This is a genomic window from Microcoleus sp. B5-D4, from assembly GCF_036705145.1.
GTDB lineage: Bacteria > Cyanobacteriota > Cyanobacteriia > Cyanobacteriales > Microcoleaceae > Microcoleus.
This window is the reverse complement of sequence record NZ_JAUBTV010000014.1, coordinates 1-16,867: the sequence shown is the minus strand read 5'-3', so window position 1 is coordinate 16,867 and position 16,867 is coordinate 1. Positions and strand designations below refer to the sequence as shown.

The 16,867-nt window shown below is 45.4% G+C and carries 11 protein-coding genes; 6 read left to right on the top strand and 5 right to left on the bottom strand.

The annotated features are described in order from the left end of the window. Window positions 1-429 precede the first annotated feature (429 nt). Both QUB10_RS09415 and QUB10_RS09410 read left to right on the top strand, forming a co-directional pair. Entirely contained in the window at window positions 430-1,695 is a 1,266-nt protein-coding gene (locus tag QUB10_RS09415; RefSeq protein WP_333152589.1) for a glycosyltransferase family 1 protein, read from the top strand. A gap of 102 nt (window positions 1,696-1,797) precedes the next feature. After that, window positions 1,798-2,853, top strand: coding sequence for a glycoside hydrolase family 104 protein (locus QUB10_RS09410; RefSeq protein WP_333152591.1), 1,056 nt, complete (start codon window positions 1,798-1,800; stop codon window positions 2,851-2,853). A 116-nt stretch (window positions 2,854-2,969) separates the two neighbouring features. On the opposite strand, the gene QUB10_RS09405 is transcribed toward QUB10_RS09410, so the two are convergent. The 3 genes from QUB10_RS09405 to QUB10_RS09395 all read right to left on the bottom strand — a co-directional run bounded on the left by QUB10_RS09405 (window position 2,970) and on the right by QUB10_RS09395 (window position 6,668). Beyond that, a complete protein-coding gene (locus tag QUB10_RS09405; RefSeq protein WP_333201509.1) occupies window positions 2,970-3,686 on the bottom strand; it encodes a DevA family ABC transporter ATP-binding protein in 717 nt (238 codons plus the stop codon). 220 nt (window positions 3,687-3,906) lie between these two features. Beyond that, window positions 3,907-5,091 (bottom strand): ABC transporter permease DevC, encoded by a 1,185-nt coding sequence (gene devC, locus QUB10_RS09400; protein WP_333201507.1) that lies wholly within the window; start codon window positions 5,089-5,091, stop codon window positions 3,907-3,909. Between the two features lie 149 nt (window positions 5,092-5,240). Next, a complete protein-coding gene (locus QUB10_RS09395) occupies window positions 5,241-6,668 on the bottom strand; it encodes an HlyD family efflux transporter periplasmic adaptor subunit (RefSeq protein WP_333201505.1) in 1,428 nt (475 codons plus the stop codon). Window positions 6,669-6,783: 115 nt separating this feature from the next. Here QUB10_RS09395 and QUB10_RS09390 point away from each other — a divergent pair, with 115 nt between their 5' ends. Beyond that, window positions 6,784-7,392, top strand: a complete 609-nt coding sequence (locus QUB10_RS09390) for a TetR/AcrR family transcriptional regulator (protein ID WP_333201503.1) — start codon at window positions 6,784-6,786, stop codon at window positions 7,390-7,392. Window positions 7,393-7,481: 89 nt separating this feature from the next. Here the strand turns inward: QUB10_RS09390 and QUB10_RS09385 are convergent, their stop codons facing one another. Together QUB10_RS09385 and QUB10_RS09380 are read right to left on the bottom strand one after the other, a co-directional pair. Beyond that, window positions 7,482-8,630, bottom strand: a complete 1,149-nt coding sequence (locus tag QUB10_RS09385; RefSeq protein WP_333201501.1) for a flagellar assembly protein H — start codon at window positions 8,628-8,630, stop codon at window positions 7,482-7,484. 10 nt (window positions 8,631-8,640) lie between these two features. Continuing rightward, entirely contained in the window at window positions 8,641-10,152 is a 1,512-nt protein-coding gene (locus QUB10_RS09380; RefSeq protein ID WP_333201499.1) for a mechanosensitive ion channel domain-containing protein, read from the bottom strand. 617 nt (window positions 10,153-10,769) lie between these two features. On the opposite strand from QUB10_RS09380, the gene QUB10_RS09375 reads away from it, so the two are divergent. The 3 genes from QUB10_RS09375 (at window position 10,770) to QUB10_RS09365 (ending at window position 16,738) form a co-directional block, all read left to right on the top strand. Next, the gene (locus QUB10_RS09375) at window positions 10,770-10,970 is read left to right on the top strand and encodes a hypothetical protein (RefSeq protein ID WP_333201496.1); all 201 of its coding nucleotides are present in this window, start codon (window positions 10,770-10,772) and stop codon (window positions 10,968-10,970) included. Between the two features lie 315 nt (window positions 10,971-11,285). Continuing rightward, window positions 11,286-15,404 (top strand): PAS domain S-box protein, encoded by a 4,119-nt coding sequence (locus tag QUB10_RS09370; RefSeq protein WP_333201495.1) that lies wholly within the window; start codon window positions 11,286-11,288, stop codon window positions 15,402-15,404. Between the two features lie 5 nt (window positions 15,405-15,409). Next, window positions 15,410-16,738 carry a response regulator gene (locus QUB10_RS09365; RefSeq protein ID WP_333201494.1) on the top strand — a complete coding sequence of 443 codons (1,329 nt, stop codon included), beginning with the start codon at window positions 15,410-15,412 and terminating at the stop codon, window positions 16,736-16,738. Window positions 16,739-16,867: the final 129 nt, after the last annotated feature.

The window sequence follows — 16,867 nt, the reverse complement described above, 5'->3', positions numbered from 1 at the left end:
TTCTCTGACCCTGTAACATTCTGTCTTCGGGACGACCGACTTCTGCTTTCTAGAAAGCCCTACTTATTTATTCAGAGGGGTAATATTCTACCTTCTGCTGACCTCGCATCTCTAGCAGCAAGCTGAAAGCAGGCTCGAGTTATAGATGGCTAGGAGGTGCGAGTTTGACAGCGGCCAGAATACGGAAAATTCCCTTCATCCTCGTTCATTTATATTTTGATTATCTAAAGTTTGAGCTGCTGCACGTCTCTGTCAGCAGAAGGAAGTCGTCTGTGAATTTTTTCCTGGAACTTATCCCTGAAGGATGATTGATCGATCCCCCATTTTCACTTTAATACAAATTAGCTAGAAGATTCCCGTCCCGGCGCATCAGCAAAAATTGCATTTTAAATTTTCTTCGGAATTATTTTTAAATTTTGGTAAACAATTATGATTTCATTAACTAAAAAAAGCATCGCTCTTATCTCCGTACACAGTGATCCCTATGTGGAAATTGGCAAAGAAGAAGCGGGCGGGGAAAATGTTTACGTGCGTCAAGTAGGAGAAGCTCTGGCTAAACAGGGCTGGCAAGTTGATATGTTCACCCGCTCATCCGATCGCCAACAAGCAAGAATTGTACAGCACAGTCCGAATTGCCGGACAATTCGGCTAGTAGCAGGGCCGCAAGAATTTATTCCCCGCGACGAACTCTACGGATATTTACCAATCTTTGTTCAAGAATTTCAGAAGTTTCAGTTAGAGTCAGGCTGTCAATATCCCTTAGTTCACACAAATTACTGGCTGTCTTCTTGGGTGGGAATGGAGTTGAAAAAATCGCAACCTCTGCAGCAAGTTCACACTTACCATTCTTTGGCTGCTGTTAAATACAAGTCGGTTTCGACAATTCCGATGATTGCCAAAACCAGGCTGCAAGTAGAAAAAACAGTTTTGGAAACAGCCGATCGCGTGGTGGCTACCAGCCCTCAAGAAAAAGAACACATGAGGTCTCTGGTTTCCTCAAAAGGCAATATTGACATCATTCCCTGCGGTACCGACCTTGAAAGGTTCGGCTCGATCGCCCGATCGACCGCCCGTCGCTACTTGGGCATAGCCCCCGAAACCAAAGTCGTGTTGTACGTCGGCCGTTTCGACCCCCGCAAGGGCATCGAAACCTTAGTCCGCGCAGTCAGTCTGTCGGCGGTGCCCAAAGCCGATTTAAAACTCATAATTGGCGGCGGATGGCGTGCGGGGGAAAGCGACGGCAAAGAGCGCGATCGTATCGGCAGCATCGTTGAAGAACTCGGGCTGAGCGAGATTACCAGTTTTCCTGGCGCCTTGAGCAGCAACATTCTCCCCGCTTACTACGCCGCCGCCGATGTCTGCGTCGTTCCCAGCCACTACGAACCCTTCGGTTTAGTCGCCATTGAAGCGATGGCCAGTGGCACACCCGTAGTTGCCTCCGACGTGGGAGGGCTCAAATATACTGTATTGCCACAAGAAACAGGTTTGCTCGCGTCGCCGAAAAATGAAGCAGTCTTTGCCCATGCGATCGATCGCTTGTTAGCTGACTCAGTATGGCGCCAGCAACTCGGACACACAGCCCGCAAGCGCGTCGAAACCTATTTCAGTTGGGACGGTATCGCCTCCCAACTCAGTCAACTTTACACTCAACTGCTCGAACAATCGGCCCTTGAGCTTGACCCGGTGAGCGCTTAGTAGTATCACTTAGTATGGTTGAAGCCAGTTTCCCTTGATCCCTGTTTCACTCATCCTTTCTAACTGGCAACCTTCAACTAGAAGTGATATCAGGAGGTACTCTTGTACGCGCCAGAACATCTGGGAAGCCATCTGCAACCCATTTCAGACATCGAGCTAATTCGCCTCTGGGTGGAGCGCAAATCCCCCCGCAGCAAGCGCTTTAGCTGGCAGGCGGCCAACCATTTTCGGCTGTTTGTAGAAAAACCGCTGGCAGAAGTGACTCTGACTGATGTCGAGACTTTCGCAGCAGCAATGAGAGCTCGGAAACTTGCACCCGGTTTCTACAAGCAAACCTTGCTAGCGCTGAAATCGCTGTTCGCCTTCGGCCAGCAAACGGGAATCTTGCCCGCAGCCCTCCCTCTGCACGGGTGGCCGGTGCGGCAGCGCAGGCAACTGTCCAAACGCCTCCGTTTTAAACTTTCGTGCACTTTATTAATCTGTTTGTGCTTTTTCTTAGGTCGAATGACGCCGAGACTGTGGGGGCAATCGGTCTCGGCAGAAAGCTCACCCGCCCCGAAACGCCTGCAGGAAGTTGCGGCCCTCGACTCACCAGACAAAGGAGAGGATAACATAGAGCGCGATCGATCGCCCGAAACTCCAACCCTGAATTCACCAGAGCCCATACAGGATAGCAGACTCGATAGCATCGCGCCCGAACTTCGAGTCAAAGCCTTTCTCGACACCATAGCCGCCGCCGAAGGAACCGCTAGCCCCGACGGCTACCGCATCCAGTACACCGGCACGAAATTTGTCAGCTTTCAAGATCATCCCAGGGAAATGAAATGCGGCCGTCGCTACGGCAAAAAACTCTGTTCCGACGCAGCGGGGCGATATCAGTTTCTCAGCACCACTTGGGACAGATTTGCCAAAAAATTTGGCGTCCGCGATTTCAGCCCAGGAAATCAAGATTTGATGGCTATAGAGTTAATCCGAGAAAAAGGTGCATTAGAAGATATAGAAGCGGGGAGATTGGAGTCAGCAGTCAGAAAACTCGCTTACATCTGGCCTTCTTTTCGCCGTTATGGCGGTTCTGTAGAATCGTCGATGCCCAAACTCGAAGCAATGTACCTGCAAAATTTGGGGATTTACCGGCAAGGATTGGTGGTTAGCAATTAGTCAAAAGTTCAACGACGAGTTTAGATTCGAGTTTGGCAATTTTGGATTAAATTTTGACATCCAAAATTGAAAATGGGGTAGTTATGGGTGATGTCTATTCTTCGGAAATTTAAAAATTAGGCTAATTTTCCATCTTCCATGTGAACGATGCGATCGGCAATATCCAAAATTCGGTTATCGTGGGTTACTAACAAAATAGTACAACCCTGTTCTTTGGCTAGTTGCTGCATCAAATTCACCACTTCGCGACCGGATTTGCTGTCCAGGGCGGCTGTTGGTTCGTCAGCTAAAACAATTTGCGGTTGACTGACCAAAGCGCGGGCGATCGCAACTCTTTGTTTCTGTCCTCCCGACAAATCATCGGGATAATAGTTAAGCCGCTGTTCCAGTCCTACTAACTCTAGCATTTTTGCAGAGCGATCGCGCATTTGAGAACGCGACAAATTCCCGTGAACTTCCAAACCCATCTGCACGTTTTGCAGCGCCGTCAAACTGCGGTGCAAGTTATGCGCCTGAAAAATATAGCCAATTTTGCGCCGCGCCTTTACCAATTGATCTGAACTCGCTTTGCACATTTCTTGACCGAGAATTTTGAGACTTCCCGATTGACCGGATCTCAATCCGCCAATCAAAGTTAAAAGCGTAGTTTTTCCCGAACCAGAAGGCCCCGTCATCAGCACGATTTCACCTGCTTTAATTTCGAGATTAATGTCAAAAAGTACCTGTTTTCGCAGTTGACCTTGACCGAAGTAGTGGTCGAGTTGGTGCGCGAAAATTATAGGCTCAGGAATCTGTAAGGCGTTGGTTGTCGGGTAGAGAGTAGTAGAATTCATAAGTTCTTGGTTTGAGGTTTGAGATTTAAGAATAAACCGCTTTCTTCGCCGAAAATGCAGAGGAAACACAACAGAATGATTACAAAAAATATGTGTGTACTCAGGACTTTATACAAAATCTGGCTTTAATACCCCCTTTATTCTTTAGTCCGCGCAGGCGGACTTCGTTTGTGTAGTAGCGGTTTCAACCGCCGAATCTTATAAACTGATTCATTTTCCCTTAAAACATATCTGCCGGATCGGCTGCTTGCAGCTTGCGAGTGGCAATTGCTCCAGAAATAGTGCACATAATCACGTTCAAAAGTAATACTATAAATGCTCTAAGCAGCGTCATATAAAGGGGTAAATTTGTAGCTTGGCGAGTTAAAGAGTAGAGTCCGAAAGAAACTCCTACTCCCGGCAAAAAACCGAGGACGGAAAGAATTAGAGCTTCTTCAAAAACGATGCCGAGTAAATAAACATTGCGGTAGCCCATCGCTTTGAAAGTAGCGTATTCTCCCATGTGGTCGCTGACATCGGTTGAGAGAACTTGATAAACAATAATCACACCCACTACAAAACCCATCGCCACGCCTAAATTAAACACAAAGCCGATCGCAGTATTCTTAGCCCAATAGTTTTTCTCAAAATCGATAAATTCTTGTTTGGTTAATACCTTGACATCCGGCGGTAAATATGCTTTCAAAACTTGTTGAACTTCCACGGGGTCAGCACCCGGTTGCAGTTGAATTAATCCGGCATTAACACTCGCGGCGTTTTGTCTCGCAAACAGGCGCAGGTAATTTTGATCGCTAGTCATCAAAATACCGTCGGCGGCAAAAGATGCTCCAACTGTGAATAAACCGCTGACGGTAATCGTGCGTCGCTCTACCTCAGCTTTAACAGACTTTCCTTGATTAATTTGTGCGATCGTCCCTTGGTAATCTCCCCTAGAAGCTCGATCGAACAACACAGTATCCGGCAATTTAATCGCGCTCAAATTTTGGTTAACTTCTGGAAGCGCAAACGCAGGGCGATTCGGATTGAAACCCACCACCATCAGCGACGTTTCGCGCCGAGTTTCGGGATTTTTCCAGTTAGCAATTTTCACGTAAAGCGGCTCGGCTGATTTCACGCCCGGTACGTTCATTGCTTGATACAATCTGCGCCGGGGGAAGGAAGACAAATTAATCAGATTTCGCGCTTGGGGGTGAATCAAAACTAAGTCTGTTTCCAAGCTTTGATGCAGCCGGGTATTGCTGGTGTAAAGCGCATTTTGAAAGCCTAACTGCATGAACATCAAAACGTCAGCAAAGGCAATTCCGGCTACTGCAACCAGCATTCGCCCTTTGTCGTGACTCAGTTGCAGCCATCCGAGGGAAGTTCTGCGTCTTAATTGTTGTAAGGGTTGGATGAGTCCAAGCATATGATTTTAGATTTTAGATTTCGGATTTTGGATTAAAGACAGCAACCTGATGTTGGAACAATTCTTAATCTTTAATAATTAAGTCAGAATGATTCATCTCTCTATTCTCTTCCTCTGTGTCCTCAGCGCTCTCTGTGGTTAAAAAATTCTTAATCCTTAATTTCCCCGATCGCCACTTTGACTTGCAAATTGGTGAATCCCGCTACTTTCTGGCTGGAAGCTTCATCTAAGCGCACTTTTACTTCCACAATTCGACCATCAATATTCGCCGAAGGATCGGTGTTAACAATGTTTTGCCGCTGCACTTGCAAACCAATATGTTCGACAGTTCCCCGCAATTCGCCTGTCAAAGCATCGCTAGTAATTTTGGCGGTTTGTCCGAGGCGTACTTTGTCCACATCGCTTTCGTAGATTTCCGCAACAGCCAGCATCTCGCGAGTTTGTCCGAGTTCGACAATGCCGTCGTTTCCCACTTTTTCCCCCGGATGCGTATGAATTTTCAGGACTTGGGCGTCTCTGGGAGCACGGATGTAAGCTAGATCCAGATTGGCTTTGGCTTGTTTGGCGGCTGAAGCGGCGGAACTGACTTCGGCGGCGGCTGCTGCTATGTCAACGGGACGCACTTCGGCGATGCGATCGAGATTTGCTTTGGCTTCGTCGATTTGCTGTTGTCGAGATTGCTCAACTTGGCTGAGTTTGGCTTGGGCTTCGTTAATTTGTTGTTGGCGAGATTGTTGAATTTGATTTAGTTTGGCTTGGGCTTCGTTAATTTGTTGTTGGCGGGATTGGCGAATTTGATTCAGTTTTGCCTTTCCTTCGTTGATTTGCTGTTGGGCTGTTTCGGCGGCGAGGCTTTTGCTGTCGCTAGTTGAGGCGGAAATTGCTCCCTGTTCATACAGTTGGGAGTAGCGCTGATCCTCGCTTCTGGCGTTGCGGAGTTCGGCTTGTAGACGGGCAATTGTGGCTTGTTGGGTTTGAATTTCTCCTTGTTGTTCGGCCCTCAACCGCGCAATTGTGGCTTGTTGCGCTGCTATTTCGGTGCTGCGATCGATTTCTAGACGCGCCACGATCGCCTGTTGCGCTGTGATTTCGTTGCTGCGATCGGCTCTTATGCGGGCAATGGTTGCTTTCTGGGCTTGAATTTCGCCGTTTTTGGCTCCAGCTTTCACTTTTGCTAGGTTTGCCTCGGCGACGCGCACTTGTTCTTGAGCTTGGTCGAGGGCAGCTTGCTGGCGATCGCGGCTGTCCAAAATTGCGATCACCTGACCTGTTTTCACCCTGTCTCCTTCTTTGACTAAGAGTCGATCGATCCGGTTTCCTTCGGCTGCACCGGAGGCGGAGACTTTAATTACTTCTCCTCTGGGTTCGAGTCGCCCCAAGGCTGTAACTGTTTTTAATTGGGATGCTGTGACGGCTGCTGCTGCGGCTACGGCGTTGGGATCGGGTATGCGCGATCGCCAAATCGTGTAGCCTGTTGTTCCCGCTGCCCCCAGGGTTGCTACTGCTGCCACAACTAGGAGTTTTTTAACTAGGGATGGATTTGAGGATAAGCCGTCTGCTGTTGGTTGGTGTACCATGACATACCTCTTTGTGAGAAAATAAAACTAAACGGTTTAGTTACGATATGTTTTAATACTAAACCGTTCAGTATAATAATGTCAAGCTCCCAAATAAAAATTACAGAAGCAAGGTATGGCAAGGACAAAACCGATCGAAGCAGACGCAGCAGGAGGTGACAAGAGCGAGCAAATCCTGCAAGGTGCGATGCAAGAATTTTTAGCCCACGGCTACGCGGGCACGAGTATGGACAAGGTAGCGAAGACGGGGGGAGTTTCCAAAGCCACGGTTTACAGCTATTTTGCAGATAAAGAAGGATTATTCGCGGCTTTGGTACAGCGGCTGGCGCGAGAAAAAGTCCATTTTACAGTTCTGGATGAAGAACCGGCCGTAGCGCTGCGATTCGCAGCCACAACTATATTGGATCAGGCGACCCATGAACCAGAATATCTCAATTTTGTGAGGTTAGTGATTGCGGAATCAGGGCGTTTTCCCCAGCTAGCGCAGACTTTTGTGAAAAACTTAGCTAAACCGGGTATCGAGCGGCTAGCGGATTATTTGGCATCGCATTCAGAGTTACAATTGCCCGATCCCGAGGCAACTGCGCGGATTTTTATCGGAGCTTTGGTATATTTTCAGTTAATGCAGCATATGATGCACGGTAAAGAGATTATCCCAATGGAGCGCGATCGACTGATCGATGGTCTGCTGCATTTGATTTTAGGCCCGCAGTCCAATTCCTAAAGTGCGATCGACAAAATCTAGGAATTTTATTGGATAATTATTTAAATGCCATAAAGAGCGAGCTCCCTTTATGGCTGCGATCGCAGGTTTTAGTCAGGTGTTTTTCCTAACCTGTCCCTCAATTCATCCGCCGATAACTGTGGCAGTTGTTCTACAAACAATGTCAATTCTGCCACAGGCAAGGCCAATAAATTAGTAACGGCTGTAGGCAGAATAGCGCCCAATTCAGGCGATCGTATTTGCAAGACGCTTTCAGCCAGCAATTTTACTGCTAATTCCCGTCCAGATTCATCGACTGTCAGCATGGATATTGCCAGCAACAGCACTGTAAATTCCGCCGCAGCCAACTTTGATATTGGAGATAGAAAAGCAGTCATTTTCGGGCTTAATTCTCCAAATCTGACTTGCAGAAAGTTTTCTAAGATTAAGCGCTGTTGTTCTTGTCTGCCTCGTTCTAGTCCTCGTTCTAGTCCTCGTTCTAGTCCTTCTTCTAGTCCCTGTTCTAGTCCTTCTTCTCTAGCTTGTTGCTGTGCTGCTTGTATTTGTTGTTGAAAAAGTGGTGCAATGGCCATAATTAACTCCCGCTCTTCTGGCTCTAATTCTTGTGGCACATCGGTTACTAAATTTGACTGTAACCGATACAGCAATTCTAGCGCGATAATCCGCAACGGATCGTCTGTTGCTAAAGCGCTTAATTGGGAAATAGCCCTTTGCTGCACTCCCCCTTTGCCCAAAATCCTCAACCACAGCGTGTCTGGAGTTTCTGGCAACTGGTGAATCGCCACAATTGCAGTCCGCAAAGATTCCCCCAAAAAATAGATTCCCTGTATCCAATTCTCTGTGTCTGGTATCGCATTAAAGCTATCTACCAATGCTTTCGATGCTGTGGGCATCAAAATCCAGAGTTTGGGTAACTGAGCGTCATCATAGCGAGTATTTTCTCTCCTAAATTTTCGCTCCAATTCACCTCGCACGTCCAATAACTTGCCCAGACAGCTACAAATTTCGCTGACGTTTGCCGGATTGCGAAACGGTTCAAAAATTGCCGTTGTGTTTGCCATTTTTCCCAACAATCCCAGGGTTTCTGAGTATTCGGGAATTGCGGTGCTGGGAGTGAAGTAAACATCTATTTCTCGAACTTCGGAAGCCACATCGCGACCGATATTAACCGTTCCGAGCGGTGACAGCAATTCCTCCAGGTATTCTTTGGCAAAGAGATCGTGAATAAATCGCGTCATAGAAATTATTTCAAACACTAAATAGATTTTTTACCCGTTTTCTCACCCATTCTACAGGATTTTCATCCTCTTCTGCTGCATCTACAAATTCCATTTCTCGCAATAATTGCTGTCTCTCGCTGAGTTCTTCTTTGTGTTTGACTATTTCTTGAATAATCTGTTCAGATAAATCCGGTCGTTCAGTTAAAACTTTCTGGAAACCTTCTTTATTGATCGCAAATAAAATTGTTTCTTCCAAAGCTCTTACCGAAGCAGTTCTGGGAATTCCCAACATCAAAGAAAGTTCACCGAGAAACTGACCAGTGCCGAGGTTATTCAGGTGTTTGTCAATAGCTTCTACAAAAACTTCGACTGAACCTGAAAGAATCATGTAAAAAGCATCTCCGGGGTCGTTTTCGTGAAACAAATATTCTTGCGATCGCAGCCGTTTGCGGTATCCAACTTCAATCAATTGCCGCAATTCAAGATCAGTCAGATTTTCAAAGTATTCCACCTCTCGCAGCAAACAGCTAAGGGACGATGGCTTTTTCAATTTATCTGCAAAAATTGGCGGTTTTTGCTCATTTTCTGAGTAACTGTTCGGGAGGTCTATTGCAGTTTCTTTTTTGTTGAACATTGACAACAGAACTTCGGGATTTTGCAAATAAATTTCTCTGTCATTGAACGGAAATTCGATTTTATGCTGGCGGAAATTGTATTCAATTGCAAAATTCAAAGAACTTTTAATTACTTCTCTTTCAGTCGGCTTGTCCGTCCAAACTAAAAGTTCAAATTTAAAACTATCATCACCAAACTCGACAAACAATACTTTCGGATTCGGTTCGTATAAAACTCCCGCTTCCGCGTAAGCAATATTTAATAGAGTTTCTGTCACTAACAGCGGGTTACTATTCTCCGCTACTTCTACGGGAACTCGCAGACAGAGTAGCGAGTTTTCGTAACTCCAGTTAACAATTTTGTTGCTAATCATTTTGCTGTTGGGAACTATGACGCTAGAGTCCTCAGTAGTTTGGATGATGGTCGATCGAATCGAGATTTTTTTGACGATTCCCATTAATCCTTCTAATTCCACAAAGTCTCCGACTTTCACAGGTCTGTCTAAAAGCAGCGTTAAGCCACTGACAAAATTAGTTGTTAAATCCTGGATCCCGAAGCCAATTCCGACTCCCAATCCCCCCGCAACTACTGCAAAAGAAGCGAGGTTAAAGCCGATGCTTTGGATGGCGACTATTACCCCCAAGGCTACTATTAAATACCCAATAATTACTGCGATGGCTTCCCGGTTTCCCTCGTCAATTCCCAGTCTGACTAGCAAGCGTTCCTTCAGGAAGTTTGTAAAAGAGCGTGCTATGACAAGGATAGCCATAAACAAGACTATTAGTTCTACCAGTGACTGCAAGGATACTGGATTGTCACCTATTTTAAATAGGGTAGCTGTAAATATTTGGGATATCTGTGTCAATACTTCTTCTGGTATTGTAGTTAATTTAAATTCCGGGAATAAGGTTTTTTGTGTAGTCATTTTTTAAGGAAAGTAGTAAAAAAGAAAGTCCTCAGTACCAAATCTAAAAATCAAATACTGAACTCGTTATCATAAATTTTAACCTGTTTTTAGTGTAAAAAAATTGAATTTTTTACATAGATATGGGGTTTCTCATAATACGCAGTTATCCCTCTGGCTAATTTTTAGGATACCTTGTCTTCGCAGACCTGCGGTTAGTGTGCCATTTTTTCGCGATCCGAGAGCCGACTCATCTATTATTAAAGCGATCGCTCTAGTAACTTTAGTCAACATTAACTCGATTCGAGTTTATCATACTCTCCACTAATTTTTTTTTGAAGTCCCGTTATCAACTTAAGCGGGGATTATGCAATGACTATTTAAGTGGACAAGTCAAATATCCAAGTATTACAATGACTTTAACTGCTAGGAGAGATATTGCTATTACTCTGCCAGTTGCGTCCGTATTGTGTATATCTAATTGAAAATTTAACGGATCTAGCTAAAATTGATAACGTTCCAAGAATACTTGGCATTCTACCGACATGGGGGACAAACTATAACTTAAGTGCATTTGTCAATCCGTAATTTTACTTAAAATACTGCTTGTTTAGGAGTAGAAAATTGGCGATTAGGGGGTGGGTGGGGATAGAGAGCATCTCACTTTTGCCGCCAAGCTAGAAATTCGAGCTAGGAGTCAGGAGTCAGGAGCCAGGAGAAAAGAGGAAGAAGGAAGAAGGAAGAAGGAAGGAGCCAGAAGAAGTGTTTTTACAAATATGAGATGCTCCCGTGGGGATAAATATGCCGATCGCCATTATTCCTCGATCGCCCACATCTAAGTTTGCCACGCAAAATCTAAGTAAATGCTGAGCATAATTGCTGATAGACAAATGCTTCCCTAGGTTAAGTTGTCAGCAATGTTCTACCAATAGGATTGATTAGGAATAGAATTGATGAGCAATAGAAATACTTGGCGATACATCCGAAGAATTAAGGGAAATAGTGTCGCAAGGGATACATATATCGCAGATTGAAAGCCTAATGGTCGCGCTACTGAACGTTTTCTTCAGTACCAAAATTGGAGGCAAGGAAAACCTTGCGATCGCGCAATGGGACAGAAGTTCTAGAATAAAAGCTGAAATGCACGATCGAACATGAGCAACTTCCCACCAGAGAACACCCAACCGCCACAGCAAGAGAGCGCAACAGCACAGGCATTGCGACAGGCTCACTTCGAGGCTTTTTTTGCTGGTGCCAACGCCGGAATGGTGATTTTTGACCGCCAACTCCGCTACGTCCAAATAAACGAAGTTCTGGCAGAGATCGATGGCATTTGTGTGGCAGACTATATTGGTCGGTCGCTGCCTGAAATGCTGCCAGAATTGGCTCCGACTCTGGAACCGATGCTGCAAGGCATTCTGGATACGGGCCAGCCGATACTTGAGTGTGAAGTAGTGGGTGAAACGGCGAAAGAACCAGGCATCATCCGCTACTGGGAAACATCTTACTATCCTTTGCGGGATGAAAATGGCATCATTTTTGGTATTGGTGGGATTGTAATTGAAATTAGCGATCGCAAGCGGGCAGAACAAAAGCAGGCAAGACTGACGGCCATTTTGGAAGCAACTTCGGACTTAGTAGGAGTTGTGGATGTGACTGGGCATAGCGTCTATCTCAACAAAGCCGGACAGAAAATGCTGGGGATGTCCCCAGAGGAAGCACGATCGCCCTTTACTATAGATTCTGTATTAGCTCCCTCGGCAAAAGCAAAGTTCCACAACGAAATAATTCCCGCTGCTTTACAAGAGGGTAGCTGGGGTGGTGAAATTCTATTTTTGTCACGCGATGAGCAAGAAATTCCCGTCTCCCAGGTTTTAATCGTTCACAAAACAGAAGCGGGCGAAGTCGAGTTTATTTCCACTATTGTGCGGGATATTCGCGATCGCAAAAACGCAGAAGATGTCCTGAAACAAAGTGAAGAACGATTTCGTTCTTTGATCGAAGCTACCGCTCAAATTATTTGGATCGCTAATGCTGAGGGCGAATTGGCCAGCGAGCAACCTACTTTATGTGCATTTACAGGACAGACATTTGATGATTACAAGGGAGGGGGTGGGCTCAACGCTATCCATCCAGACGATCGCTCGTCTATTGCCACTGCCTGGTCAACTGCTGTTGCTAATCGATCGTTCTATGAAGTTGAATTTCGTATGCGTCGCTATGACGGGGAATATCGCTACATGAGTTGTCGTGGTGTCCCAATTCTGAACGCGGATGGTTCAATTCGGGAATGGATTGGGGCTAATACAGATATTACCGATCGCAAGCAAGCAGAAGAAGCTCTGCGCGAACAGCAAGCTGCGCTGCGCGATCGCAACCTCTTGCTGAGCTCTATTTTGGAAAGTACGCCAGACATAATAGTTGTTAAAGACCGGGAAGGCCGATATGTTGCCCTTAATTCCGAGGTGGCAAAATCCTTTTACGGTAGATCCATTGAGGAAATTATCGGTAAAGATGATTCGGAACTCCTTCCCCCGGAGGCCGCCGTTGCAATAATGGCAAAAGACCGCCAGATCATGAAAGCAGGCATTACTGAAACCTACGAAGAAGATGTTTCTAATGGTAAGTGCATCACTTCTTTTTTAACCACAAAAGCCCCTTGGCGGGACGCTCAGGGCAATATTATCGGCCTGATCGCCATAGCACGAAACATTAACGATCGCAAACAAATGGAAGCAGAGTTGCGCGATCGTAATGCACTGCTAAAGTCAATTTTGGAAAGTACACCAGACTTCATTGTCGTTAAAGATCGGGAAGGGCGTTATGTTGCCGTTAACTCCAATGTGGCAAACTTCATGGGCCAGCCCATTGAGGAAATCATCGGCAAAGATGATTTGGAATTCCTACCGCATGAGAGTGAGAGTGTCCGTGCAATTATGGCAAAAGATCGCCAAGTGATGGCAACAGGAATCGCTGAGACTTACGAGGAAGAGGTCTCTCAGGGTGAGACCACCGCGACCATTTTCACTACCAAGACTCCTTGGCGGGATGCTAAGGGCAATATCCTCGGCATTATCGCCATATCACGAGATATTAGCGATCGCAAACAAGCGGAAGATGCGATAAAACAAAGCGAAGAACGCTATCGTTCGCTAATCGCTGCTACATCCCAACTTGTCTGGACAGCGGATGCTGAAGGAAGATCCGTGGATCAACCGAGTTGGAGAGCTTACACCGGACAAACCGAAGCCCAGATGGCTGATGGTTTTGGCTGGTTAGATGCAATTCACCCGGACGATCGCGAACGAACGGCTCAGGTGTGGATGGAAGCAGTGCAAACGAAAACGCTGGTTGACATAGAATATCGAATCCGGGGAGCGGATGGAAACTATCGTTATTTTCAAGTTAGAGGGGTGCCTATTCTGAATGAAGATGGTAGCATCCGGGAGTGGATTGGCACTTGTAGCGATATCCACGATCGCAAACAAGCCGAAGATGCTATCAAACAAAGCGAAGAACGCTATCGATCGCTAACCCTTGCCATCTCCCAAATTGTCTGGACAACCGATCCTGAAGGAAGATGCCAGGATTCACCGAGTATGAGAGCTTACACCGGACAAACGGAAGCTGAGGGGGTTGGTTTTGGCTGGTTAGATACAATCCACCCGGACGATCGCGAACGAACAGTTCAGGTGTGGATGAAAGCAGTGCAAACGAGAAGCCTGTTTGAGATGGAATATCGAATGCGCGGAACGGATGGAAACTATCGTTATTTCCAAGCTAGAGGGGTGCCAATTCTAAATGAAGATGGCAGCATCCGGGAGTGGGTTGGCACTTGCATCGATATCCAGGATCGCAAACAAACAGAAATCGTACAGGCAAAAGCCAGGGAAGCCGCAGAAGCAGCTAGTCGGGCTAAAAGTGAATTCCTTGCTAACATGAGCCACGAATTGCGGACTCCGCTTAATGGCATCATGGGATACGCGCAGATTCTTCAGCGTTCCAAAGTCTTGAATGAAGAAGAGCGATCGCGCATTGATGTTATTTATCAGTGCGGTTCGCATTTACTGACCTTAATCAATGATATTCTCGATTTGTCTAAGATTGAAGCACAGAAAGTCGAACTAATGCCCACGGATTTTCATTTTCCGGCGTTCCTGCAAGGTGTCGCAGAAATGTGTCGCATCCGAGCTGAACTCAAGGGAATTCACTTTCATTTTCCATCCAGCCCCGAACTCCCGATCGGTATTCGTGCGGATGAAAAACGCTTGCGCCAAGTGTTAATTAATCTTTTAAGCAACGCTATTAAATTTACGGATGAGGGCAGTGTCACTTTTATAGTCAGTTTTGCCACAGAAGGAAAAATTCGCTTTGAAGTACGCGATACAGGTACCGGCATTGCCCAAGAGCAACTCGAAGCTATCTTTCAGCCCTTCGAGCAGGTTGGAGATCGCAGACGGCAGACGGAGGGCACCGGGCTGGGATTGGCAATTAGCCAAAGGATTGTAGAACTAATGGGCAGTACCATTCAGGTTCAAAGTGAGATGAATGTTGGCAGTATTTTCTGGTTTGATGTTAGTCTGCCTCAAGCAGATGAATGGGTAAAAACGTCTCAAATCGACCATCACGGGCAGATTATAGGCATCAAAGACCGCCAACCTAAGATTGTGGTTATTGATGACAAATGGGCTAACCGTTCGGTAATTAACAATTTGCTCAGTCCGATCGGCTTTGAGGTGTTTGAAGCGAACGATGGGCTTGAAGGCTGGGAAAAAATTCTAGAGGTGCAGCCAGATTTAATTGTTACCGACCTATTAATGCCCGAACTCGATGGCTTCGAGGTGATTAAGCGGGTTCGAGAATCGGAAAATTTCAAAGACACCGTTATTATTGTCTCTTCTGCCAGCGTATTTGAAACCGATCAATACAGAAGTTTAGAGGCAGGAGGCAACGCCTTTATTCCCAAACCAATTCAAGCAACTGAACTCCTGCAAAACTTACAACAGTATCTTGATTTGGAATGGGTTTATGAAGCTAATGAAGAGCCACTGGCGAGATCCTCAGACACCGATGAGCTAATTGCCCCACCTGCTACAGAAATGGAAATGCTATACGAGCTGGCTATGAAAGGAAATTTCCTAGAAATAGTTAAGCAGGCGATATTACTTGAAGAACTAGAGCCCCAATACATTCCCTTTGCTAAAAGATTGCATCAAATGGCAAAGGACTTTCAAGACGAAGAGCTTTTAACGTTTATTGAGTCCTACAAGTAAGGTTTATGAATTCAGAAATTCAAGCAAATGGTACGATTCTTATAGTTGATGACAATTCAGCTAACTTGGGTGTTTTATCTGATGCCTTAAGCCAAGAAGGATTTGAAGTTCGGGTTGCAAAATCTGGCAAAATGGCACTAGAGCGAGTCAAATATGCTCTACCGGATCTAATCTTGCTAGATGTCATGATGCCAGAAATTGATGGATTTGAAACCTGTCGTCGATTACAGGCTAATCCAGAAACTAAACAGATTCCCATTATATTTATGACTGCTCTCTCGGATACGGCTAATAAAGTTGAGGGGTTTAAGCTTGGGGCTGTAGATTATATTACCAAACCCTTCCAACAGGAGGAAGTATTAGCTCGCGTCAAGCTGCATTTAAAGCTTCATGTTCTAGCTGACAAATTAGAAGAAAAAAATATCTTATTGGAGCAAAAAGTTTTAGAAGTCAGCCAAGCCTATGAAGATTTACAACAAATGCAGCTTAAGTTAATCCAAAGCGAAAAAATGTCCGGCTTAGGGCAAATGGCGGCTGGGATTGCTCATGAAATAAACAACCCTATAAATTTCATATCTGGCAATCTGGGTTATGCCCAAGAGTACGCTCATAACTTACTAAAAATTATACATCTCTATCAAGAAGATTATGTAAATCCCACCCCTCGGATTCAAGCCGTAATGGATGAAATAGAACTGGAATTTGTGGAGGAAGATTTTATCAAAGTTCTTAACTCAATCAACTTAGGAACGCAGCGCATCCAGGAGATTGTCAAGTCTATGCGAATCTTTTCTCGCCTAGATGAGGCAGAGGTGAAAGCTGTAAATATTCATGAAGGAATTGATAGTACACTCACCATCCTGCATCATCGTTTAAAAGCAAAACCAGAGCATCCTGAGATTGAACTAATAAAAAAGTACGGTCAGCTTCCACCAGTAGAATGCCATGCCGGACAATTAAATCAAGTGTTCATGAATATTATTTCCAATGCCATTGATGCTTTAGATGAAGCGAATCAGCAGCGTTCTTTTGCAGAAATCCAACAACACCCGAACCGTATTCAAATTTCTACAAAAGTAATTGACGAGAATTGGGTTGCTATTTATATTAGTGACAATGGTCGGGGAGTTTGCGAAACTCTACAACAGAAGCTATTTGACCCATTTTTTACTACCAAACCTATCGGTAAAGGAACTGGGTTGGGATTATCTATAAGTTACCAAATTATCGTTGAAAAGCATGGGGGAAGATTATACTGCCAGCCTGGATTAGGAAAGGGAATAGAATTTGTCATTGAAATTCCTATTCGGCAGCAAGCTTGTAAAGCTGCTTAGGATCGCGAATTAAATAACTTACAATTTTAATTGTTATTGTGGGATGGGCGTCCCGCCCGTCCTTTTTGGACGGGCGGGACGCCCATCCCACAATAACAATTAAAATTGTAAGTTATTTAATTCGCGATC